At 46.2% G+C, this 24,486-nt stretch carries 23 protein-coding genes; all 23 read right to left on the bottom strand.

The features are described from left to right. Positions 1–4: 4 nt before the first annotated feature. The 23 genes from HY282_17790 to HY282_17680 all read right to left on the bottom strand — a co-directional run bounded on the left by HY282_17790 (position 5) and on the right by HY282_17680 (position 24,484). On the bottom strand, positions 5–1,186 hold the full coding sequence (locus HY282_17790; protein ID MBI3805605.1) for a glycosyltransferase family 4 protein: 1,182 nt from the start codon (positions 1,184–1,186) through the stop codon (positions 5–7). A gap of 1 nt (position 1,187) precedes the next feature. Then, complete coding sequence (locus tag HY282_17785) at positions 1,188–2,303, bottom strand: glycosyltransferase family 4 protein (GenBank protein MBI3805604.1); 1,116 nt, start codon at positions 2,301–2,303, stop codon at positions 1,188–1,190. 54 nt (positions 2,304–2,357) lie between these two features. Next, positions 2,358–3,506: a UDP-N-acetylglucosamine 2-epimerase (non-hydrolyzing) gene (gene wecB, locus HY282_17780; GenBank protein MBI3805603.1), complete on the bottom strand. Its 1,149-nt coding sequence runs from the start codon at positions 3,504–3,506 to the stop codon at positions 2,358–2,360. A gap of 11 nt (positions 3,507–3,517) precedes the next feature. Continuing rightward, positions 3,518–4,267, bottom strand: coding sequence for an O-antigen ligase family protein (locus HY282_17775; protein MBI3805602.1), 750 nt, complete (start codon positions 4,265–4,267; stop codon positions 3,518–3,520). Then, a complete protein-coding gene (locus HY282_17770; protein MBI3805601.1) occupies positions 4,201–4,758 on the bottom strand; it encodes a hypothetical protein in 558 nt (185 codons plus the stop codon). The genes HY282_17775 and HY282_17770 overlap by 67 nt, the downstream gene beginning before the upstream one ends. A gap of 14 nt (positions 4,759–4,772) precedes the next feature. Next, the gene (locus HY282_17765) at positions 4,773–5,885 is read right to left on the bottom strand and encodes a glycosyltransferase (protein MBI3805600.1); all 1,113 of its coding nucleotides are present in this window, start codon (positions 5,883–5,885) and stop codon (positions 4,773–4,775) included. Between the two features lie 45 nt (positions 5,886–5,930). After that, positions 5,931–7,274 (bottom strand): lipopolysaccharide biosynthesis protein, encoded by a 1,344-nt coding sequence (locus HY282_17760; protein MBI3805599.1) that lies wholly within the window; start codon positions 7,272–7,274, stop codon positions 5,931–5,933. 130 nt (positions 7,275–7,404) lie between these two features. Further along, positions 7,405–8,490, bottom strand: a complete 1,086-nt coding sequence (gene wecB, locus HY282_17755) for a UDP-N-acetylglucosamine 2-epimerase (non-hydrolyzing) (protein ID MBI3805598.1) — start codon at positions 8,488–8,490, stop codon at positions 7,405–7,407. Next, complete coding sequence (locus HY282_17750) at positions 8,477–9,832, bottom strand: glycosyltransferase (protein MBI3805597.1); 1,356 nt, start codon at positions 9,830–9,832, stop codon at positions 8,477–8,479. Before HY282_17750 ends, wecB (HY282_17755) begins: the two co-directional genes overlap by 14 nt. A gap of 271 nt (positions 9,833–10,103) precedes the next feature. Continuing rightward, positions 10,104–11,228 carry a glycosyltransferase gene (locus tag HY282_17745; protein MBI3805596.1) on the bottom strand — a complete coding sequence of 375 codons (1,125 nt, stop codon included), beginning with the start codon at positions 11,226–11,228 and terminating at the stop codon, positions 10,104–10,106. A gap of 63 nt (positions 11,229–11,291) precedes the next feature. Then, positions 11,292–11,867 (bottom strand): acyltransferase, encoded by a 576-nt coding sequence (locus HY282_17740; protein ID MBI3805595.1) that lies wholly within the window; start codon positions 11,865–11,867, stop codon positions 11,292–11,294. Then, complete coding sequence (locus HY282_17735; GenBank protein MBI3805594.1) at positions 11,837–12,625, bottom strand: hypothetical protein; 789 nt, start codon at positions 12,623–12,625, stop codon at positions 11,837–11,839. The genes HY282_17740 and HY282_17735 overlap by 31 nt, the downstream gene beginning before the upstream one ends. A gap of 160 nt (positions 12,626–12,785) precedes the next feature. Then, positions 12,786–13,742 (bottom strand): alpha/beta fold hydrolase, encoded by a 957-nt coding sequence (locus tag HY282_17730; GenBank protein MBI3805593.1) that lies wholly within the window; start codon positions 13,740–13,742, stop codon positions 12,786–12,788. 12 nt (positions 13,743–13,754) lie between these two features. Next, positions 13,755–14,621, bottom strand: a complete 867-nt coding sequence (locus HY282_17725; GenBank protein MBI3805592.1) for a hypothetical protein — start codon at positions 14,619–14,621, stop codon at positions 13,755–13,757. A gap of 48 nt (positions 14,622–14,669) precedes the next feature. Beyond that, positions 14,670–15,692 (bottom strand): polysaccharide deacetylase family protein, encoded by a 1,023-nt coding sequence (locus HY282_17720; protein MBI3805591.1) that lies wholly within the window; start codon positions 15,690–15,692, stop codon positions 14,670–14,672. A gap of 50 nt (positions 15,693–15,742) precedes the next feature. Beyond that, on the bottom strand, positions 15,743–16,876 hold the full coding sequence (locus tag HY282_17715; protein ID MBI3805590.1) for a glycosyltransferase family 2 protein: 1,134 nt from the start codon (positions 16,874–16,876) through the stop codon (positions 15,743–15,745). After that, the gene (locus HY282_17710) at positions 16,870–17,835 is read right to left on the bottom strand and encodes a polysaccharide deacetylase family protein (GenBank protein ID MBI3805589.1); all 966 of its coding nucleotides are present in this window, start codon (positions 17,833–17,835) and stop codon (positions 16,870–16,872) included. Before HY282_17710 ends, HY282_17715 begins: the two co-directional genes overlap by 7 nt. A gap of 23 nt (positions 17,836–17,858) precedes the next feature. Then, positions 17,859–19,088, bottom strand: a complete 1,230-nt coding sequence (locus tag HY282_17705) for a DegT/DnrJ/EryC1/StrS family aminotransferase (GenBank protein ID MBI3805588.1) — start codon at positions 19,086–19,088, stop codon at positions 17,859–17,861. Further along, complete coding sequence (locus tag HY282_17700) at positions 19,085–20,116, bottom strand: FemAB family PEP-CTERM system-associated protein (GenBank protein ID MBI3805587.1); 1,032 nt, start codon at positions 20,114–20,116, stop codon at positions 19,085–19,087. The genes HY282_17705 and HY282_17700 overlap by 4 nt, the downstream gene beginning before the upstream one ends. A gap of 4 nt (positions 20,117–20,120) precedes the next feature. Next, entirely contained in the window at positions 20,121–21,206 is a 1,086-nt protein-coding gene (locus tag HY282_17695) for a GNAT family N-acetyltransferase (GenBank protein MBI3805586.1), read from the bottom strand. Position 21,207: 1 nt separating this feature from the next. After that, entirely contained in the window at positions 21,208–22,227 is a 1,020-nt protein-coding gene (locus tag HY282_17690; protein MBI3805585.1) for a glycosyltransferase family 2 protein, read from the bottom strand. Beyond that, positions 22,227–23,090 carry a class I SAM-dependent methyltransferase gene (locus tag HY282_17685; protein ID MBI3805584.1) on the bottom strand — a complete coding sequence of 288 codons (864 nt, stop codon included), beginning with the start codon at positions 23,088–23,090 and terminating at the stop codon, positions 22,227–22,229. Before HY282_17685 ends, HY282_17690 begins: the two co-directional genes overlap by 1 nt. A 227-nt stretch (positions 23,091–23,317) precedes the next feature. Then, entirely contained in the window at positions 23,318–24,484 is a 1,167-nt protein-coding gene (locus HY282_17680) for a GNAT family N-acetyltransferase (GenBank protein MBI3805583.1), read from the bottom strand. Positions 24,485–24,486 lie beyond the last annotated feature (2 nt).

Here is a 24,486-nt window from a genome sequence, read left to right as displayed (position 1 = left end):
GGACCTAACAGAGCGATTTTACCGCCGCAAGCAGTCTTCTCTCATCCTCTTTCCAATGATATTTCTGTTTTACTGCTTCAACCCCATTCCTACCGTAGAGCATTCCATCCTCATGAATATTTATAATGCACTTTGCAAGATCGTTGGAATCTCCACTCCGAAAAGTGAGCCCACACTTCTCCTCTTCTAATATCCGTTTCATCGGAACGGCATCCGATGAAACCACTGCAACACCACAGCCCATGTAATCGAATATTTTATTCGGTATGGTCGTATTAACATGATCGGTCACAAAATGGGGAATCAGCCCCACCTTGCTCATTCTGATATAATCAAATATCTTATAATGATCTACCCACCCTACCCACAAGACATGGTTTTGTAATGATCTCTCCACCACGATTCGCTTGAGCGCCTCGGTTGCGTAACCATCACCGACAATGACAAACAAAAAATCAGGTATTTTGGTGATGATCTGTGGTAACGCACCCAAAACCGTCTGTATGCCTCTCCCCATCTGTATTCCACCCGTGTAGATGGCGGAAAACCGTTTCCGTATAAATCTAAAATCGTCGTTCGTCTCGGTTTCCGTATTCGAAAAAACGGAAAGATCGGGCGTATTACTGACGACGGTAACCTGTTCAGGAATGCCTCCGCCTCTGACCACCACTTTGATCGCCTCTTCTATGACGACCCAAATATGATCCGCTTTATTAAAAACATACTTCTCGACAAATTTCACCAAATACGGATTCCGAACGACCAGGTTAAAACCATGGAACTTCTTTGCTCTCCATATATCCCAAATCATGGCGAGATAGTCCTCGGCCATGTCGAGAACGACAGGAATTCCATGTCGCTCCCCGGCCCAAATGGCAGCAATGGCCATGGGAAGGTCTCGAACAATTAGTAACTTGATATTGTTTTTAGCAATGATGCGATCAAGAAACTTTCTCCAGACCGGGCTAAAAAAAACAGGGAAAGAGAGCGCATAATTAAGCGTGCCGTTCTGAATGCTTTTGAGACGATGGATCTGCAGCCCATCAATCACCTCATTTTCCGGTCTCTTTTTTAAATTTCTTGCCGCGATATGAACGCCATATCCGTTTCGGGCAAGTGTTTTACATATTTTTTCAACCCGGATGTCCCACGGATAATCGGCATCCCAAATATAAAGAATTTGCATCCTATAAAAACCTTTTGTATATTTTTTCTATATTTTCGGCCACTCGTCCGACATCATATTTACCAATGAAGCTTTCTCGGGCACCCTCGGATAGTTTATCTCGTAAAACACGGTCGTCAATCAGCCGGAGGCACGCTGATGCGAATGCGTGCCCGTCCGCCGGATCAATCAATAAACCATTGCAGCCGTCAGAGATAATTTCAGGAATCCCTCCCACCCTGGTTGCGATAATCGGCTTTCCCAACCACATCGCCTCCAAAAGCACAGTCGGGATACCTTCATGCAAGGAGGTCATCGCAAACAGATCGAATATGTTTAGAACATTGAACGGGTCATTTCTGAAACCAATCAGCTTCACTTTACTCTCGATGCCGAAGCGCTTAATCTCCTGACGCATCCCATCCATTAGCGGCCCGTCGCCGGCGATAATGAAAACGAGATGATCGTGCTTGGCCAGAACTTCTTTCGCCCCCTCGATGAAATATCGATGGCCTTTTATGGCCACCATTCTTCCCATCGTGCCGATGACGATTGATTCCTGATCAATCTGCAACTCACTTTTAATTTTATCCGAAGATGCGGTTGGTCTGACCTCGTCGGTGAGAATTCCGTTGTGTACGACGTCTATATTTACCCTCTGATATCCGTAGTCGGTCAGACACCGCTTTAAATCCTCCGAGACGGAGATGAGCGCATCTGAAAAGAAAAGCGAATTTAATTTTTCAATAAGGCTGTGATAAGCCCCGCTGTCGATCACACCCTTGCCGTGATGGGTCCGAATGATTCCCTTTACCCGTGAAAGCCTGGAGGCCATTCCTCCAAGAAAAGTTTCTTTATACCCATGGGTATGGACAATTCTAACATCCCTTCTTTTTAGAATTCTGTAGATATTCCGGCTGATTTGCAGTGCGTTGTTTGCCTTTTCATCGACCACATCGACCGGGATATTCGCATCGAGCAGCTTCTTTGCTAAATAGCCATTGCTGAAAGTAATAGCACTCAACTGTAGTGACGGCTTTTTCGACAACCCTTTGAGCAATGTATATGCCTGTGCTTCAGCCCCGGCCCAAAGATCTCCGGAGATGATATGGCATATATGGATCTTTCCCGCCTCCATAGCGATTTATAATCTCATGGCCTGTAGATGATCTATCTTATCGATCGAAACCACTTAAGAAGGTCCGTCGGAGTGCAAAAGTTCTCTGATCGCACCGATTATTATTTCAGACGCGCGACCATCGCCATAAGGGTTTTGGAGCGTTGACATCTTTGAATAAGACGTCCGATCATCTAATAATTTTTCAGCCTCCTGGAGAATGATCTTGCGGTCGGTCCCCACCAATTTCACGGCGCCGACTTCTACCGCCTCCGGCCGTTCGGTGGTGTTCCGTGTAACCAAAACAGGCTTGCCGAGCGATGGAGCTTCTTCTTGGATTCCGCCGGAATCTGAAATAATAAAATACGATCGATCCATCAAATAAATGAACGGCTCATAATCAAGGGGCTCTATCAGTTTCACATTCTCAATACCAGAAAGTACGGCATAAACAGGCCTTCTGACATTCGGGTTTAAATGAACTGGATAGACGATTTCAATCTCTCGATATTGTACAGCAAGCTCCTTCAACGCTTGACAGATGTTGACAAAGTCCTGTCCAAAGTTCTCTCGCCGATGTCCGGTGACCAGTATTATTTTTTTTGTAAAATCAATATCGCTTAGTTCTTTATAGGTTTTCTTCTCATCCGATATCTTCTTTCTGACCCATAAAAGCGCATCAATCACGGTGTTTCCGGTGACAATAACATCCCTTTCCAAGACCCCTTCGCGTAAAAGATTCTCCTTTGCTTTTTTTGTCGGAGCAAAGTGTATATCTGCAAGGATGGTCGTCATTTTTCTATTTATTTCTTCAGGAAAGGGAGAGTATTTATTGCCCGTACGCAGTCCCGCCTCCACATGCCCGACCTTGATCCGATTATAATAAGCGGCAAGGGAAGTGGAAAATGTGGTGGTGGTGTCTCCCTGTACCAGAATGAGCTCAGGGTTCTCTTTATTTATGATCTTGCCTATCCCGATTAAAATTCCAGAAGTGATATCAAATAATGTTTGGTCATTTTTCATTAAATTCAGATCGTAATTCGGAGCGACATCAAAAGTCTTCAGAACCTGATCGAGCATCGCCCGATGTTGAGCGGTCGTACAAACAACAGTCTTAAATTCGTCTGTGTGTTTTTCCAGCGCTTTCACAAGAGGGCACAATTTAATGGCTTCCGGTCTGGTACCGAAGACCAACATTATTTTTCGAGGATGCGTGCTGGGCATGGGAACAACGCCTATAATTTAACGTCCACTATAACATTCGGCCTTTGCATTATCCTCTCATTCGCAATTTGTGTACTCTTTGCGACCTTTGCCGCTGCGACTATTATCCCGCTAAGGTACCAATAATGGGGATAATATAAGACCGAGAGAAAAGTACCCGATGAGAAATAGCCTGCGATAGACGCCATGAAGGCCGCCGATAAGGCGGGAAAGTATCTCGAATCGGGAAGATTATTCTTTATGTTTCTTAAATAGAATATGTCTTTGACATTGTAGTATAAAAGCAAAAGATAGATCGTTATTCCTGGGATTCCAAGATCAGGTATCAGCGTAAACCATAATGAATGTGCTTGTCGCCCCCACATCGCTTTTTTGAAATACTCCGTCTGATATTCAGGAAATCTCACCATAAAATTATTCCCGCCCACGCCGAGCGGATTGCTGAGAAACATGTTCCAGGCCGATTTCCAGGACTCTATTCTCTCGGCCGCTGTTCCTTCATCTGTGTTTTTTGCAGTCGAAATTCTTTCCCAATAAGCATCTCCTGCATATGCATAGATCATCAGTGCCAATAATCCGATAATGGCCAATGATTTTAATTTTTTGGGGCTATAAAGCCAGGCGACGACCGCAGTAGATATCAGTCCGACAAAGCCTCCACGGGAGAAAGAGATGATAATCGCGCCAATTCCGGTTAGTAGGCCAACGGCATAAACAATTTTCTTGACCTTTCCTTTTTCGACGGAGAAAAAAAAAAGCAAAAAGGCAGGTACATATTGATGTAGAGAGAAAGGTCGTTTTCATCTTGAAAATAATTGCCAGAACCGACACCGCCGTGTAAAAGGCTGTATCCAGAGACGTATATCATGATTAATATAAGAAAAAAGATCAGCTTTTTAAGGTACTCCAGTGAATTTATGCAAACGACAATGGATAAAATAAAGGGCATAAATAAAAACATTGTCTCTGTGGTTTTGTAGGCAAGAAAATTATTGACAGCAAAGGGGACATAGATACCAAGCAAAAGGATAAAGAGCCACATCATCCGGGTTTGTTTACTGTCAGACTCTTTTAATTTACCCGTAAAGAGCAGAAACCCGGTTAATATTAGAATAACAATCATTCCCGGTTTTAAAAATCCGATCGGAAGAATATCCTGAGGACGCCCATAATCGACGAGAAGGTACGCCAGTGTGAAGAAGAACCAATTCTTATACTTGCCAAGATTTCTATTATTTCCAGTTTCTGTCATTGATCACCATATGATTAATTCAATACTTTATTGCAAAAGTCGGTTAAATTTCTAACATATTCTTCTTTTGTAAATTCCTTTCTTGCCCTCATTTCGCCCGCACTACCCAGTTTATGCCTTAGGTCCGGGTTGCTCATTAGCATATCTAATTTTTCAGCAAGATCATCTATGTTCTCTCGCTCGAATAATAAGCCGTCAACACCATGCTGGATGACGGTTGGAATACCATCTACATTGGCACCAATCCTCGGTTTTCCCGCCGCCATCGCTTCGACCAGAACCCTTCCCATTGCTTCGGATCGAGAGGGTAACACAAGAATAGCACAGGATCCGATATGCTGCGGCATTTCTTGATGCGGCACAGGCTTTTGATGGTAAATTTGGCTATGCCCATCGATCGCCCGGGTCAATTCATCCGGATCAGGATACCAGCCTAGAATCTTTAACTTCCAGTCCGGATGCTTTGGAGCAATTGCTTTAAACGCCTCGATTAAGAGATCGACTCCTTTTCTCTTAAAAGGAAACCCAACGAAAAGCACTTCTTTGTTTTCACAGATATTTTTGAAATTATCTATAGGGACAAAACAGGGATAATCTCGTATCGTTTTACCTTTGATTATATTTTTAAAGGGATCAACCTGCTCACGAAAAAGTAACTTAATCCCATCGGAATGTTTCAGGACAAAGCGCATTATCCAATCATAGCCGATCCTCTTGAGCCTGATACCAATGGTATCGGGTAGATCGAGCCACTCGGCATCGGAAGTATATACACCATTCACTTCCGGTACAAACTTCGCCCTCAATATGAAAGAGATAATACACCCGATTGTTCCGGTCAGGAAAGGATCATAGGAAATGACCAGATCTATTTTTTCTCTTTTTGAAAGAAATCCGAACGCATTCCATATACAAAAAAACAAAAAGAATAAAACTCTGAACTTTGAACTGTAATACTTCATCGACCGATAGGTGAAATCACCGATTGGAAACGTCTCACTGATTGAAGAGGTCGTAAAAATATATCCTCTGAAGTTTTTAGAGAGCTCTTTAAATTGGCTCTCATAAAGCTCAGAATGCGGCCGATAGGTTGGGCCTGGACTGATAAACACGATTGTTTTTTTCACTTATCTAAGACCTTTTAAATTAACTTCATTCAGAGCAACGAAAGCTTACTTCTGCGCTAAAACAATAGACGTTTTACTTTTGATATCTTCCCAGATTATATTTTTTAAGTCTTTGGTAAGCTTAGAATTATCCAGAAGCACATACAAACAATAAACAGATGCGCTTATACCGATGACAGAAATCATATTGATAAATGAATAATCTATAAAAATAAACTGGGTCAGTAATTTAGCGACACAGAACATCACGATTGAGGCGGCAGCACCCGGATAAACGGCTGACAAGACATCTTTCCAGGACAAATCGATATTTTTTAATGATAAACCCATCCATAGATAAATTTGAATAAGGCTAAAAACAAAATAACTCGCGGCAATCCCTTCAATACCAAAAGACAAAAATAGAAAACCAGTGATCATAAAAGCAACCAAAGCGATAAAAAAAAGTATCGTATGATCTTTATATTTACCCACCCCCACGTTTAGACTTGCCGTCAAACCGCCGAATGATCTAATGAGCATGCTTACAAGGATAATTTGAAAAGGGATAATCATGGGAGACCACTTATTGCCGAGAAGGACCAAAACAAAATAAGGTGCAATTACGATTAAACCAAAGTAGATCGGAAGATTTATAAAAGAAAGCAGCGTTAAGCTTTTTCTGAATTGTTGTTGTAGCTGATGTTTATTCTCATTTGTTCGGCTGAAAGAGGAAAACATGACACTATTGATATTGATAATGAGCGAGTTATAAGGCATTTCTGCCACACTGATTGCTTTGTCATAAAAGCCGAGGCTCGTCGGTCCAAGCCATCTTCCCACAATAAATTTATCGAGGTGTTGGGTGACAAATCCCAGTTGCGTCTTCATAAAATTCCACTTTCCAAAATGAAAGATCTCTTTTAGTGAAGCATGACTGTAATAGAAGATTGGAATCCATCCTGTTTTAATGCACAATGAAACTGTCATGATGATTAGTGGAATCAATTGGCCATAGGCCAAGGCCCAATATCCAAAACCTTTTAAAGCCAAAAACAGGGTAATAAAATTCATCAGACAAGAACTAATAAAATCGAAGAGAGAGATATATTTAAAGTTCATATCTCTTTTTAAGAGAGTGGCCGGCATGCCGGTGAATGAACTGATAATAAATACGAGACTCATAACCCTGATGACTTCTTTACACTCAGGGGTTTTGAAAAAGTCCGCGATATAACCGGCAAGCATAAAGAACAATAATGCAAAAAAAGACGAAACCACCAGGTCAAATGTAAATATAGAGTTTAAAACCTTTTTATCGTTGATCCTTTTCTGAATAATCGCTTCGTTAAATCCAAAATTGGTTATCAAATTAGAATAGCCGATCAACATCATGACGATCCCCATCACACCAAAATCCTTCGGCTCAAGAATCCTGGTTACAAGGATTGAGATCACGAAGGAGATGATTTGAGAAGGAATACGGATGAGGGTATTCCAATAAAGCTGCGATCGTGTGCTGGTATTTTGAGTGCTCACGTCAGCCTACCAATACTTCAACAATTCTTGACGCCGCTTTTCCGTCCCAAAGCGGAGGGATCTGCCCTTTTTTAAAATGGTCCGACAGAATCTTTTCAAAATGCTCAAAAAGCAAACCAAGATCATTGCCGACGAGGACATTCGTGCCCAACTCTACCGTGGAGGGACGTTCGGTATTCTCTCGCATTGTGATGCAGGGAACGCCGAGATAGGTCGTCTCCTCTTGAAGACCCCCGGAATCGGTAATTGCCAGTCTGGCCGATTTAATGAGCCTCAGCATCTCGAGATAGCCGATTGGCCCGGCGATCACCCCGTTCCGTGCGATGGCATCAAGCTTCTCTTGCAAACCGAAGGCATTGATGTTCTTTTGGGTCCTCGGATGGAGCGGGATGACGAGTTTTATCTTTTGTGAAATGCGGGAAAGCGCATCGAGTATTTTTTCTAAGACCTCAGGACGATCTACATTGGAAGGCCGATGAAGGGTAACGACCGCATATTGCTTTTCATGTAAGTTCTGAAACGGCAGACTGCGATCTTGAATCTTGTCCAAGCAGTGGACAAGCGTATCAATCATCACATTTCCAACAAAAAAAACCTTTTGCTCAGGAACCCCCTCCTGCTTCAGGTTTTTGTTGGCGCTTGCCTCTGTGGTAAACAAGAGATCAGAGATGGCGTCCGTCAAAACCCGATTGATCTCCTCGGGCATTCCTCTGTCGAAGCTGCGAAGGCCGGCTTCCACATGGATGATTTTTACACCCAATTTCGAGGCAACCAAGGAGCACGCGATCGTTGAATTGACATCCCCCACGACAAGAATAAAATCGGGCTTATGTTGGAGAAGAACCTTCTCGAACTCGATCATGATCTTCGCTGTCTGTTCCGCATGAGAGCCGGCGCCGACCCCCAGATTGATATCCGGCTCCGGAATTTCCAATTGCTTAAAGAAACTGTCGGACATGTCATTATCATAATGCTGGCCGGTATGAACGAGAAGGTGCTCAATTTTCTCTCTCTTTTTCATCTCCCGGATCAATGGAGCGATTTTCATGAAATTGGGTCTGGCACCCACAATGTTAATTATTTTCAACGCACGGCCCTCTGGAGTTTAAATGGTTCTCGATGATTTTTATCAATTCGAGCGTCAGGCTCTCTCTTGAGAACCTTTTCAGGAATTCCTCCACGTAATTGTCTTTTATTTCATTATTTTCATATTTTGCGACTGCGCCCAGAATCGCCTCAGAGATCTTCTCAGGAGATTCTTCGGTCACCACAAAAGAGCTCGGGCTATATGTATGGATAATCTCCTCGACCTCTCCATGAGGAATGGTCGCCAAAAAAGGAATATTGAGCGGGATCCCTTCAAAGAGCTTTGTACTAATCATCGGCTTTACAATTCGAAGCAATTGAAGATGTGATTTTGACATGACCTCTAAAACAGCTTTATAAGGAACCCGGGAACTCGTTATGACCAGGTCGGTAATGTCATATTTTTTTGCAATCCTTTCGATTTCGCTTTTGCCATCTCCGTAAAAGAGAAACTGGAAAGTGTCTTGGCTTATTTTCCCCTTTTGCTTAAGCAAGGCAATCGCCTGAAAAAAGGTTTCGGCTTCCAAGGCATAAAAGTAAAACTCTCCGGTATAAACGATCGTAAACTTGCGATATTTCTCCATCCCCTTCTGAATCATGTATCCCGATTCGAAACCGTTATGAACCGAGAAAATCTTATCTTTGGCCTCCGGATACTCCTGGATATAGATTTTTCTTGTTTCATCATTATTAACAATAAAAATATCAGTATACTTCAAGAAAAGCTTCAGAAGAGATCGTTCGATTTTTCTTCTAAATTTGGGCACATCCAATATTGAAAAAACCCTCTCGATCCCGAAGGGATCTCGAAAATCGAGTATAAGCGGCTTCCCGGTCATAAACTTAAGAAGGAGCGCCGAGACCCCCGAACTCAACGGCATGCAAGAGACATAGATCATATCGATTTTATGATATTTAATGAGCTTTAGCCCTTTAAGGGTGGTGAGCGGGATCCATCCCCAAAATTGATCGGGTATACAAAAGAGGAGATAAAAGTAATTCCTCTTCACTTTGATACGGATAAGTCCGAGGAGCCTCGAAAGCACGCCATTGAGCCTCCCTACCAGTCTTGATAGATTGATCACAGAATAGGAATACTCCGTCGTAACCCCTTCAGGTGGTTGATCATTTCCGACGGAGCAATACCCTTTATCCGGATTCTTTACACTTAAAACATAGGGATTCCATCCATACTTTTTAAAGTATTTCGAAAATGCAACGCTCCGCTTGCTTCCGACATCAGTCAAAGGTGGAAAATAATAACAGAGCATTAGAATATTTCGATTCATATCCAGCTTTCCGATCCTGGCACTTCTCAAATTATCTTTTAAATTTTCGGTCACTTACAGATGCTTTATAGAACAAATGCCGAATTTTAATAGAGATTAAACACTTTAGAGCAGATATTTATTTTGATAATCGTCCTATTACATTATTGTAACAGAGCAGTCAGAAACCGTCTGGTTCATGATATTTTATGAAAGCGCGGCTTCTCTGGATTGATGGGCGCCGCCTGAATGATGGGACCTTACTTAAGTCCGGCCGGCAGTGGCTCTGCTATTTGGACGGCATTGTGGCCATCCATAACATTAATTCTGTTGCGTCTTACCTTCCTCAATTGGTTGATACTAAACAATTGAGATAAATCTCTTCATACGTCTTCACCATCCGTTCCAAGGCAAATTCCTTTTGAAACAATTCCAGCGAATTCCTTGAAAAGCTCTCGCGTGTCGCGCTGTTTTCAATCAATCGTTTGATTGCACTACATAACGCGACAGAATCTTTGGACGGTACGATAAAGCCGTTTAAGCCGTCGCGGACGGCTTGTCGATTGCCCCCCACATCGGTCGCCACAATCGGTAACGAAGCCGCCATCGCTTCCAAAAGAACCAAGGGAAGGCCTTCAAAAAGAGAGGGAAGAACAAAAACATCTTGTAGTTGAAGTATTTCAGGAACATCCAACCGCGGCCCGAGAAATAAAACATTCCGTTCAATCCTCAATTCTTTTGCTTCGGCATTCAACTGATCCCATAACTCCCCTTCTCCCGCGATCAGCAACAGCGTGTCCGGATAATCTTTCGAAAGGAGTTTTACCGCCTGCAGGAGATAAGAGATCCCTTTCTGCCGGGTCAACCGCGCCGAGACGCCCAAAATGGGAGCCCTGCCCGGGCCGATTCCAAGTGCCGCTTTCTTTTGCTCTTTATCGATTTGAACCCGGTACTTTTCCCCCGCGATGCCGTTTAAAACAACCTTTATTTTTTTTGAATTAATTTTTTCATATTGAACCAAATTTGCCTTCGTATGCTCGGAGACCGCGACCAACTGAGAAGTAAAATGGGAGAGAATCCATTCGGCAAACATATATCGTTTTTTATCCGGAAAAACGCGTGCATGATCGGTGTGTACCCTCACAGGAACCCGCGCCAATAAAGCGGCCGGGACGCCATCTGTAAACGGCTCGATATTGTGCGTGTGAACCACCGCCGTCTTTTTCTCAATCATTATTTTGTACAGCTTCCAAAACCGAAAGTAGTCGGGACGATCGTTCATCGGCGGCATTCGGATCACCTCAATCCCTTGATCCGTTAATTCTTTTTCAAAAGGTCCCCCCTCTCGCAACGCACAGACAGACACCTCAAATTTATTTCTATCGATATTTTTGGCCAGATCCACGACCACCCGCTGGAGACCGCCGATATTTAAATCGTGTGTCACATGCATTATTTTAATTTTGTTCATTTTTCAAAAAACTCTTGGTTTATGAAGAACAACTGCGTCACCGAATTTTTCCGAAATCCCAACTCAGCCATCTCCTTCCATATAGCCGATATTTTTTGCCAAGTAGTCGAGCATCTCTTCTTTCTTCTCTTTCGTAATCTGAAAGATATTATATTCGTTTTCATGGAAGGTCCTCCCTTTCTCGCGAATCTCTTTGTGCTTTGCGAGGAAGGTTTCCAGACTGCAGATGACCTTTGCCGGATTACCGACCGCGACGCTGTTCGGGGGGATGTCCTTGACGACCACCGAACCGGCGCCGACGACTGAATTCGGGCCGATCCGGACGCCGGGGAGCACCAGCGTGGAGTCGCCGATAAAACAATCCTCTTCTATCATGATCCTCCCGATCCGGGTAACACCGATAAATCTGAACATACTCGCATCATGCGCAATCAGTCTGACACAGGGGGCCAAGACGGTACGGTCTTTGATTGTAATCAAAAAACAATGGGAGGGATCGATGAAAACGCCATCATTAATCTGGACATCGTCCCCCAAGACCAATCCCCTCTTAAGCAGATTGGAGAAATACTTCTCCCTGCGATACCTTTTGATCTTTTCTATGATATTCAACGGACTTCCTGATATTGGCTCAACCATGAACGGATGTTTTGAAGCAGCTCCTGTTGCCACCCTTCTTCGGTATAGACGTGATTCGCATCTTTGATGATCTGAATTTTATATTGGGAGGGATATCGATTTTGACGCTCCAAGAAGTTCATCTGCATGTCCTGCTGAAACTCTTTCAATGCGAAATCATTTTCCGCAAAGAGAAAACAGATCTCCTTTTTTCGATCCATAAAGCGGCAAAATGCATCGAGGAACTTCTTGTTAAACCGCTCGGAAACCGTAAATGGATCACCCGCATTTTTGGGGTTTCGATTGAAAGGGGTCTGAATGATCTTTAGAATTATTTTCTGAACGCCTGTAAAATCGGATTTCAGTTTAAAGAGGTTGATCCATGACCGTCCATCGAGAACCCGCTTTAAATAGTAGACCAACATTTCGCTCGGCGTGTGGGTCTCGGCCAAAATGTCCGACAGATCGACATTCGAGGATAAGAGTCGAACGGGCGCATCGACCAGAATAAGGCTCTCGACCCGTTCATCCTCCGCACCGACCAACATGCCGGTGACCGCGGCGCCGCACTGCCCGATTAAGATCAGCTTCTCGACCTCGGTCTCACGGACAAAAAAATCATTGGCAACGAGGGTGTCCGATACGAACAAACCCCGTTGAATCATCCCCCAGAGATCCATGACGGAGTCATGCGCCGCCAATTCCCCGTCGCTGTCCCCGATCCCAAATGGATCAAACCGGAAAACATAGAAACCGACCTCACAAAGCAATCTCGCCATTTTTACATTAATTCGATTCGGCGCCACCCGGTTTTTCAGGCCCGGGTTGAGAATATTTATGCCGATTCGGGGGCCAGGTTTCGGAGTCTCCGGGAGATGAAGAACGCCAAAGAGGAGCTGTCCTTTTTTGTTTCTGAAACTGACCGCTTTTTCCAACGCTTCAGCTTCCTCCCTTCTCGACCATCGCGCCCGCGCCTCTATGGAGCGAACGATCCCCTTCATCTATCCCAGGCACCGATGGACCGGTCTGCTCGGCAATCCAATCGGCCGTTTTCTCGAAAAGCAGCGCTTCTTGTTGAGGAAAAGTCTTCAACTCCCGCCAAAAAGGCTCTCCTCTCACCGTCATGAATTGCGCCGGCTTTCCCGCCTCTTCTAACGTCTGATGGAAACCTTGCAGCTCTTTATCGATTTTTACGTTTTCCTCTTTATGAATCTGAACCATCAGGAGCGGCCGACTATAAGAGCGCATCCCCGCAACCAGATCGATTTGGGAGATCTGCTTATAAAAGTCGGACGAGATCAAATAACCATCGATATTGACCGGCATCCCCGCCAGCAGCTCTTTCACCATCTGCTCTCGGGTGTATTTTATCTTACGATAGGTCGTCATCTGGGTCGTTAAGTTCGAGCGAAGACATTCCTGAAAATACTTTTCTCCCTTGAGGATCGGATTCCACAAAACGACGCCGTCGATCCGGGGATCCGCCGCGGCCGCCATGGCGGCCAAGGTCCCGCCGAACCGCGCTCCCAGCAAGATCACCTTCTTGACCTGAGTTTTATTGATTAAAAAGGCGATCGCCTGGTGAATGTCGGACAGCTGCGTTTCAAGGGTGGCATCTACATCATTTCCGTCGCTATCTCCATGCCCCATACAATCGAAGCGAAGGACCCAATAAGCGTTTCTGGCAAGGAACCGGGCAAAACTGACGAATACCCGGTGGGCCCAGAGCTTCTCTTCACCGAAAGGATCACAGAAAATAATTCCGATCTGTCGATTGGCAGGAATCGCATCCAAAGGGTGATGGAGAATGGAAAAAAGCCGATAATCCTTATTTGAAAAAAAGGAAGGCTCCTCCACGATCGAAATACTTTCTTTTGAAGTCAATTTCGTGTTCACATGTCTATCAAATTAAAGTGTCTCTGAAAGTCGGGCCAGCATCGTTAATAGCTGTTCACCGACCTGCTTGCGCGCTTCTTGATTCAAATGTCCACCATCCTCCGTATACCCTTGAACCAAATAAGGATAGTCATTCCCTTGATTCGAAAAGAGAGCACGGCGGCCATCGGGCAGAGTCGACTCGATCGAAGCGATATCAAAAATCGGCTCCTTACCGCCATATTCCGAACGAATCAACCTGTTCAGCTGATTCCGTTTGATATTATCCAGATCCCATTCCACCGGCAGATTGAAGATTCTTTTAATCGCCGGGGTGATTCCGGTCGGATGGGTCATCAAGGGAACCGTAAAGTGAACGAATTTTATTTTGGGATATTGTTCCTTTAACGAAGCAAGGGTCTCTTTATAATCTTTAAAGACCTCTTCCACATCTGTTTTGCTTCTGATGTCCCAGAAGCAAAACTTGAGAAAAGCAATATCGATCTTCTCTCCTGCCCCGCTCTGAAGGCGCTCGCGGAACGCTTTGGTTTTGGTCAGAGGCCATTCGTTTTTTCCAATATCCTCATGCGCGAACACAGGCTGATCAAAGGCACGGCTGTCATCTATTTTTACAATATTCAGTTTGGTCGCCTGATTTGATCCTGTGATTTTTGTAATACCGTCTATAATATTGCTTCCGACCGATTGATGACCAAAATAGATTCTTTGTTGCGAAAGCTTCTGCCACGCAGTCGTAGATATGTCGTTCAGTGACATTATAGGACGATTTTGGTCAGTCGTCTTCATGGCTTTCTCCCCACAACCGAAGATACCAATGGATAAAATTATGATGTATACGATAAATTCTTTCATTAGAAAAGAATCGATTTTCTTATACATAGATTTTCCTTCATCCAAACTCAATAAAGAAGCGCTCTTCCAGACAACTTATTGGCTTAAAAGATGGTTCATTCCGGAGAGATGCCATGAAAAAAGAGGGACAGTTGCACTAATATCGTGGTGGACTCCGATTCTCTTTAATTCAAAGAGATTCGTAGGTGATTCAGCTTCAAAACCAAATCGTGTCGTGACCGCAGCCTGGTACCCTGCTTTTCTGACTTGCTCAGAAACAGTATGATTAACGCCCCCATTTGGATAACAAAAGACTGGAAGAATGTTGATTTTCTCCCTTTGAAGTGCCTTGTAGGAGACTTCCAGCTCCGTCTGAATCTCTTCTCGAGAAAGCTTTGTCAAAATCTTATGCGTAGCAGAATGAGAACCAAATGATATCCTAGAGAGAGACATCTCTTCAACCTCTTCCCAATTTATTACTAAACGATCGAGAGGAGATGAAATGCCCAAAGCCCGCTCCATCTCTTCTATCAGAACTTTAATTTCTTCTTCAGGAAGCTGTTTATAGGCCTCTATAAAAGAGTCGATTTTCTCATTATCTCCTATTTCACTTTTGATGCTAGGATACTTGGCCCACCAAGAGGCCAACAGCTCTTTCTCCGCCGTTTCTATACACCTATTTAAGAGATAGCCGACCCGATCGGGCCAAAACCACTCGTTCGTCCCAATAAAATTAGTCGGCAGGAAAATGGTTGCAGGAAGATGATATCTCTTCAATATAGGATAGGCATAGGTATAGTTGTCCAGCCAGCCATCATCAAAAGTGATAACACAATAACGCTTTTTATGATCGAGAAGGTTCTTATTCCAAAGCTGAAGAAGCTCGGCGAATGGAATAACCTCGAAATAATCTCGTAAGAACTGCATCTGTTTTTCAAAAATGTCGTTTCGAACATACATTCCGGGTTGGACAAAATCTTTCTTTAATTCTTTCTCCGACAATACCCGATGATAGGCCAGGATTAAGACCTTTCCCTGGAGACGAGGTAAAAACTGCTTGGAGAGAAAATATCCCCACGACATTGTCTCACGGACTTTTGACTTAATATAACTTTTCATTCTCTTCATATTCTTTATAACGAGGTCATCTCTTACATCAACCGATAAAGTTATCTCTTAGACGGCTCCCAAAGCATGACCCGCTCTCCTTTTACATACCAGTACCAGGCTTTTAGAATAGAAAGATTCACCAAAACCAAAAATGAGGGGATTTTAAAAAAATACTTCCTGGAGGAGAGGTCAGATCCTATTCCTCCGAATGCGACGGCATAGAAAAAAATCTGAAACAAAAAAAGATAGAAATAAAAAACCGAGCCGGCAATCAAAAGAATATTGCTCAAAAAGGCGCCGATCATGGCGAAGGGAACCAGCCACCGACAGAGCTTGTGGCTGAATAACTGCCAGGAAAAGAAACCGTACCGAAAAGGGTTGAGAAGCGCACGGCTGTTCATGAAAACAGAGATCCCTCTCAATACGGTCCTTACTTTTCTCTCGAATTCTTTTTTCTCATCGGCAATATTTTTATAATATCCAATGCTTTCCGGGTCCGAAACACCCCTCAGGCCGATTTTAATCGAATTAATCAAGGTATTAAAGTCGCTCTGAAGATCGACGGCCCACTCCCGGCAGACTTCTCTTCGTGCAGCAAAGAACGAGCCGCTTAAGCCGACCACTGAATTGAACCGCGATTCAAGACTTCGGAGGAGCATCTCATATTTGACATAAGCCCCCTCTCCGCTGATTTTCCCGTCCGAGTCGATAAAACGATCGACGCTGCTGACACATCCGACCGTCTCATCATTGAAATTCTCAACGATATTCCTCACCCCATCCGGCTCCAAGATCGTGGCGACATCCGAGAAAATGAGAATCTCTCCGGACGCTCTCTCCACCGCATATCTCTGGGCATTCTCTTTGCCCTTTCTTTCCGGAGCCCTGACCAGCCGGACACCGCTCATTTGATGAGATAAAACGATTTGATCCGTCTTATCGGAAGAACAGTCGGAGGCAACGATGATTTCCAGTTTCTCCTTTGGATAGATCTGCTCTAAGGTGTTCTTAAGCTTTGCCTCGATCCGCTTTTCTTCGTTATATGCGGTGATGATAAAGGAGACGTTCGGAGCGATCGGTCCCTTTCGAACGGAATGGCTCCTCACCGAAGAGAAGGCTTTTAGCAGCAAAGGGTAGCCTGCATAGGCATAAAAAACGAATAGGATTGAGGACCAAAAGAGGACTTCTAACATGACGGCACCACGGAGACGGCATCGGAGAGTCGGATCGATTCAATCCCGGCTTCTTTAGTAAATGAGAAAAACATCCTTAACTTTTCGATGAACGCTTGCTTGTCTCCTTCGGTCTGGACATACGAGGTCAATCCCGGCTGGAGCGTCGGTGAATGAAAATATAAATTAATCAAAGGTGCCTTTTTTTTCAGAAATGTTTTCGCCAAAGCGATCATTTCATCCCCCCTCGCCTGCTCGGGAGACAACCATATTTTATTCAGCAGACCGAGTTTATCTAGTAGACCAATCAAACGAAGCCGATGAAACGGATCCCGTTGAAGAAAGTTGAAGAGGTCATTCGAGAATTGAAAATTCGTCTGTGTAAAACCGACGGTTGCAGGAACCTCAAGTAATTTCCCCGCCGCATCGGGCCTAAAAATTTCTTCAGGATTAAACCAATAAGGATCCGGGAAAGCGTTAGAAAAATTGGGTCCATAAAAACGGGTCCAATCGACCAGAGAAAGAATGGAGCTGTCCACTTTACATCCCAGTTTACTAAGGGCGGCCGCCACGTCTTTGCTATGTCCCCATCGCCCCGCCCGAAAGGAAAGAGGAGCGATATCGAAACTTTTAACAATCGCTTCATGCAAGCGCTCGATCTTTCTGAATTGCAGATCGCCCGGAAGATTGCAGAGCATGCTGTTCTCCTCGCTGCTCTTCTCCTCCAGCGGCGGCGTGTGCCAAGGATGACAATGCATGCCGATTTCACATCGGCCTCGATCGAGAATCCTGCGCAAAATAGAGGACGAGCTCGGATCGGTTGCGACGGAGTAGGTGATCAGATAGGTCGGAAGAATGTCGAATTCGTCGAACAGATCCTGGACCGCCGGGATTTGGGAGATGTTTCCGAGCGAATAGCCTTTCGGGATGTAATTTCCCCAATTATCTTCTTCCGTATCGATGGTAACGATCAATTTCATTTAACAAGCGTCTCCGCGAAGATTCAGCAACCGACCGTGACCTTTCCCCTGTCGGCAGAGGATCGATCTTCGTTACAAGGTGTCTTATCAAAAAGGGCGATGATCGCATCCTTATCTTTTTCCGAGATCAATGGATGGGTTGGAAAGGTCAATAACCGGTCCGTAATCTCCGTCGCGCCCGGAAAAGCGGCGTGTTCGAAAGCATCGCAGATTTGACTGATCTCATGAATCGGCGTCGGATACATGAGGCTGACCCCCAACCCCCGCTCCTGAGACACGGCAAAGATGCGGTCCCGCATCTCTCGATCGTCGACCAAAACCGGAAAACGAAGGTAAGGAGCAGCCGAGGTCGGAACGTTCGATAAAGGAAGCCGCGCACGAAAATCGGCACCCGTCGCAAACCGCTTTCGATTTGACTCTTCCAGGCGTGCTCTCCATCCTCGCAACAGGCCTGCTTTCATCCCAGACATCTTTTTGATCGGGAACGTTTCATGATAAAAAGTTTGACCCAGCTTCAAAAACGGCAATCCTGCCGGAAACCAGTACAAGGCCGGATGGATAAAAAAAACCATGATTGCCACTTCCAAAAACTCTTTCCACGTCTCAACGAGTCCCGGCGTTTCAACAGTAGCGTAATAGGCGGAAATCGCCTCGGCGATCGGCTCTGAATTCGTCAGGATCAGCCCCCCCGATCCACAGGTAATGTTCTTCCCTCGTCCAAGGCTGAAGAAGCCGGCATCCCCGATGGTCCCAAGCTTCCGTCCTCGGTCGGAGCCGCCCATCGCCTGGGCCGCATCTTCGATGACATAGGCCCCCTTCTGCCGGGCCAGCCGGTTGATTTCATCTGTCGCGGATGGAATACCGAAAAGGTGACTCGGAACAACACAGAGGGTCTCTTCCGTGATGGCCTGCTCTAGAAACCGGTGATTAAAATCAAAGGTCTTTGGATCAATATCGCATAGCATCACCTTCAGCCCGGCCTTTCTGACAGCCGAAGGAACGGAATAACAGGTATAGGCCGGAATAATCACTTCCCTTCTTGAAGAGAGCGATCGGAGGGCTTGGAGAATCAAAGCCAGCGCGGCCTTTCCGGAGGAAACCGGGAAAACATACCTTACACCAAAGTATGTTTTGATCTCTTCCTCAAACCGAGCGATCGCCTTATCCTGAAAAAAGGAGCCGATCAATCCATACCAAAGGTCGCTCCAAGAAAGCGGCGCCGCCGCGGGAGGAATGGTCCGACGCACCTTCATGGAAGATTCCTCACAATCAATGGACCGATCATCTTGGTCAAACCGACCGGGAGCTTCTTCCAGAGGTTGATTGCCGCACTGTATTTCGGATTTTTCGGATTGAGCTCCGGAAGCTTTCCTTCCTTCCCAATCCAATAGTGCCAGTAAAGTGGCACCGGCTTCGCCCCCCACTGCGCCTTAAATCGATAGGTCCCTTCCCCCTCCGTCGACCGACCGAAGTCGAAGGTTTTAAATCCTCTTTCACACGCAAACTTGAGGACGGTCCAGTAAAGGAGCATGTTCGGACTAAACCGATTGTATTCTGAGAGGGAAGAGGCCCACGGAATTTCGAGCGTCTCTTTGAACCCCAGCAAAAAACCGGAAGCGACCGGAACACCCTCTTTATAAACGGTGCAGATCCAGCTGATTCCCGGAAATACGTCCATAATATTTTTGAAAAACGATTTGGAATAGACAGGGGTTCCAAGATCTCGCATGTTCTTGGAAAAAACATCGTAGAATGAATCAAGCGCTTCCACCCCGCCGATCGTCGCCTCCATCCCCTCTTTGGTCGGCCTTCGAATCTGGCTTCGAAGCTTCGCATCAAATGATTGAAAGAGCACATCGGCACTGGCCGGCAGCTCGAGCCGCATCGACACCTTCGCCGTTTTTACCGGAAGGTCGGTTTCGATCGGCATCTGATGTCGGAATTCAATGTGCGCTGCCCCTGCTCTCTTCGCTTCCTCTATCGCCGCATCCATCAATTCCATGCAGGTGCCGTCCTCCTGGGCGCAAACCCCGCCGTAATTAAAATAAGGGAGCGACACCATAAAGCTGCCAAAGAGAAGGCTCTTCAGATGGACCACCGGAAGAATCCCTATTATTTTTCCAGTCGGATCCTCCGCGAGCCAATAATACCCCCGCTGGCCGAAGCTCTTTTCGATCACCTCTTTCCAGCCGATTTGATGGTAGAGGGTCGCCTCCGGAGAGTGCTTCACAAACTCGTCCCAGCGAGGTTGATCTTTAGGTTGGAATAAACACACAGCCATCAAATTATCTCATCAAGACTTTAGCGATTGATTTTATAAATTGGCCGGTCATCGAGATCAATGGAGCCGCCCTTTTTCCGTAACAGTAAAGGTGGACCGCCCGTTTTCCATCATTGGACCAATGGAATTTATACTCTTCGTCCCCCCTTAGAAAGTCGTATTTGCTAAATCCCTCTGCAATGGCCTTCTCTATCGAAAGGCCGACCAAGATATTCCCGATGCTGATACTTTTGTCGAAAGAATGATCCACCCCCATTAAATACATCGACAGCGTTTTCCCATACCGGAGGTGGAGTAGCCCGGCAATATTCCTACCCCCCACATTAAGGGAATCGAGCTGAAGCCAGTTTTTCTCTTCGCTCCGTATCATCAACTTGTCCAAAAAATGAAACAAGCCGTCGGCAGCCCCCCATCTCTGCTCGTACATCCGGGAGAAATCTTTCAGTACGGGTGCAACCTCTCCGGAAAGATCGACACGGTGAGTTACCTCGCCGGTCTTCCGCAAAAGGCGAAGATGCCTTGAAAACTGCTCTCTTCGATTCCGAGAAAGCCGAGATTTGAAGGCATCAATCGTTTGAGGAAGCGCGATGGACGGGCAGTAGGGACCATGGCGAAGCTCGCCATATTTTCCATCTTTTTCCACCTGATTCATGAAGTGAAGAAGAAAGAGTGAATCGGAAGCAAGGTCATGAAGGGCCAAGCTGTCCCAAAAAGAGGTCGAATTATGGAGAAAGTGATAGATCTGTTCGGCGACCTCCTTTTCCTTCCCCCGCTTTGCAAAAACATCAAGATAATCGGACCCGGTCTCGGGGATCCCCAAAAACTCAATCTTCCTCATGGAAAAACCATAAGATCGGATATGGCGAATACACCAGGGCGCAATACCGACGAGCTCCTCTTCTTTATAAATAAGAAGGACGAAAAGACGCCGGTCCGATTTCAGAAAACACTCCGACCATGTATATAACCATTCCCACGACAGAAAGACCGTATTCGATCGCGACTCATTTAGAAGCGCGTTCCAGGCGCCCCCTAACTCCGCCATTTTTTCAAGTGATTCAACAACGGTTATTTGATAAGACCGATTCATGTTATCCTGCCGGCTTTGCGCGAAAGGACTGCCGCATGCTGAGAAGGCTTTGAACCAGCGGCCCCGGAAGGGAGGCCAATAGGCGGCAGGAAAGCGGGGCATTTTCGACCAGCTGGAGCTCCGTTCCGGCCTCTCGGGTTCTTCCCATGCAAAGCAGTTCTTTTGCCCGGATAACGCGCTGCGTTGCCAATATCTCTCGATAGCGATCGCCCTGTTTTTCAAGAAACGCCTGATCGCTTCCCCAGACCCGTTCGAGCACCTTTATACGGGCGGTGGCGCTGTCAAACGCATGGGCATCCGTTAGACGAGGCCCCTCATGCCCGTGATTCCAGGTCGTCTCACAATCAAGATAAGCGGCAAGGCCGGCCTGGGCAAGTCGTCCATAACATTCCCAATCTTCGTAGATGTGGATGTCCTCCGCGAAGCGTAGCGCTCCCCCTGCCGCTTCACGTCGGACCAGAAGCGTGCTGGTGAAAACATAGAGCGCCGCCATTTGAGAAGGAAAGAGGTCTCCCATATGGACGGAGAAATCGGCTCGGCCTGACGGCAGCGGAGAGAAGGACGAAAAAGCGATGCCGGAGCCGAGGATATCATTCCAGCTGCGGAGATCTTGATGCCAATTAATCAGATACCGACGATGCTCCTCACCGGAGCGATACCGAACCGCAAAGTCGCTGAAGCAAAATAAGAGGTCGGGACGGGATGCCATTAACCCGCGTTGCAGTTGGAGCTTATCCGGCATCCATTCATCATCCGAATCGAGGAAAGCAACCAACGGCTTTTTTGATTCCCGAATACCGATATTCCGGGCTCGGCCGGCACCGCCGTTCAATAATTTGAGATATCGAATCTTTTTTATAAAGGGGGCGATCGCCTCCTCTGTTTGATCGGTGGAACCGTCATCCACAACAATAATCTCATCGTCCGGCCCCGACGCAGCAAGCGCGCTGGCGATGGCCCGAGGAACGAGTCCGGCGCGGTTATAAGTCGGGATTACGATGGAAATGGAGAGGTCATTCATTATTTCGCCTGTCTTTCCGCTTGCACTTCCTTCGACTCCGTTCCCGGATCAACCTTATAGTACCAGCGGTATATCGCCTTGGCAAACTTGTTTCCGGGCGAATATTGTCCCTCTTCAATCGGCCGTATCGGTTTTTCGGCGGAGATAAGGAGAAGGGTTCCGAGATCGCGTGTGAAAGGGAGTTTCTCAAAAACTCTTGCGACAATCACCCGCCATTTGTATGTCAGGAACCTCGCCAGCGGAATGGCCACCTGAATCGGTCGGACCTTCAGGTGCTCAAAGAAGGGAGCCGTTTCCCGGATTACTTCATTCTTGTCCAGATTGCAAAAAAGCATCCCCCCCGGCGTGTATCTTTGGGCCCGCGGCAGTCCGAGTAATCGGATTCGCAAATTATAAAACTCGATGCTGTAAACGTACCGGCCTTTTTCGGCGAGTGCATCGGCGGCAAGGCGATGCATTGCCATTCTCTGTTCACGGTTATCGAGACAGGTCGTCGACAAGACCCGATCAAAGCTTTGCGGCGATAGAACAAGCCGCGTGATATCCGCTTGCACCAAACCGATTTCGGTGTCAGAAGGGAGTGTTGCAGCCAACGCACGGAGCGACCCCATTGAAAAATCGACTGCGACGAATGTGCGACACCGACCAACGAGTTTGGTTGTGTATCGCCCCGTGCCGCAGGCGAACTCCAGCAAGGCCGAGTCTTCGGTGAGATTCAATGTCGCCAACGTTGGAGCAGTTTCCAATTGATCCCAATACTCCTCCCAGGGGGAGGTTTCGAATTCCGGCGGGGCCGCGCTATACTCGTCTCTCATTTGGAGCTCATGGACCCCTTCGGCGTCCAGCTCCTTCTGATCCAACATACAAACGATCCCATCTACGATCGGATACGACCGATCGCAGGTGCAACAAAGCAGTGAGCCTTCTCGGATAAAGCGGGGTGATCCATCGGATACCTTACCGACCTGGAATTTGCCTCCGTCTATCTTACAGCGAAGGAATGGAAGATGAGAATAAGGATATCCGGAATAGCCACTCGACTTTGTCGGCTCTTTTTGTGATGTCAATTCGGTAACCTTCATTCTTGTATTCATGACGACAATTCTTTCGAATCGATATTATTTTTCGCTCGACGAAAGGCGGGAGATCGCTTCAGGAGATCCTTCCATCCATATTTCAAAACATAGCGACCCCATCCGTTTAATGACCTAGGATAGACCTTGAGTGAACCTACGTTTCCCGCCGTCGATGTCCACTCCGTCTTCCAGCGATCGCAGGCACCGAGGAAATTGTAGACCGAAATCTCCGGCAGCATAAAAAGATACTTTAAGACCTCCGCCTGGAGAAGACTCCCGGGTGAAAGAGCACTGAAGGAGTCGTCGTATCCTGGCTTCAACAAAAATACGGTCTTGCCAGAAGAGAGACAAAAGCTGCCGGCGATCGGAACGCCATCGAGCTTGAGGAGAAACAGAAATAAGCACCCCTCTGTCATTGCCCAATGAGCAAGCTCTCGATAAAAACGCTCCGCCTCCGGATCCGATTTCATTGCAGTCCCGCCTTTTCCCTTCCAGCTTCGAGATTCAATTTCAAACAAAACATCCAAGATGTCATCTAATTGCTGACTCTCTCGGATCACTTCAAACTGAAGCTTCCCCTTTTCCTCGGCTTTTTTTCGGCATCGTTTGAGTGTGTTTCTCAAACGTCCCGGCAGCGCGCTGGAAAACCGTTCCCAATCGCCTGATAGTTCCAGCCACGGGGCCCAGGGACCTGAGTATATATGAAAGGGTGTCCAATGATGACGCAACAACCGGAGGAATGAATTCACATTTTCTCCGGAGGAGGGTATATATTCGAAAAATACTTCGTGGGAGGTGAGCCGCCGCAATACTCCCATAAAATGAGCCAACGCTTCTTCCCGAGTTTCCGCCTCAATAATGAAATCGTAATAGCAGGTGTGATCATTCGTTAGAGATCCAATTCGCTTCGGGCTCTCTTCTGAAGACGAATCAATACAACAGGGAAAAATGGCCTTCGTCTCACCCTCTTTTTTTAAAATCATAATCAGCAGTTTTTCTTTTGAGCCGAAAGCCTTTGACCAACTCTCGAACCAGCCGGCGCCGACGAAGAGCCCCATATCTCCCTGGCGCTCCGCGAGCGTCTTCCACCTCTCGATGACTTCAGCAGGAAAATTCCAATCTCGATAAATTTCCGCCTCCCAGCCTTCGGGAAGGGAAATCTGATTCGGAACATGATTCATTT

The organism is Candidatus Manganitrophaceae bacterium, from assembly GCA_016200325.1.
Taxonomy (GTDB): domain Bacteria; phylum Nitrospirota; class Nitrospiria; order SBBL01; family Manganitrophaceae; genus Manganitrophus.
This window is presented reverse-complemented; position numbering and strand designations above follow the sequence as displayed.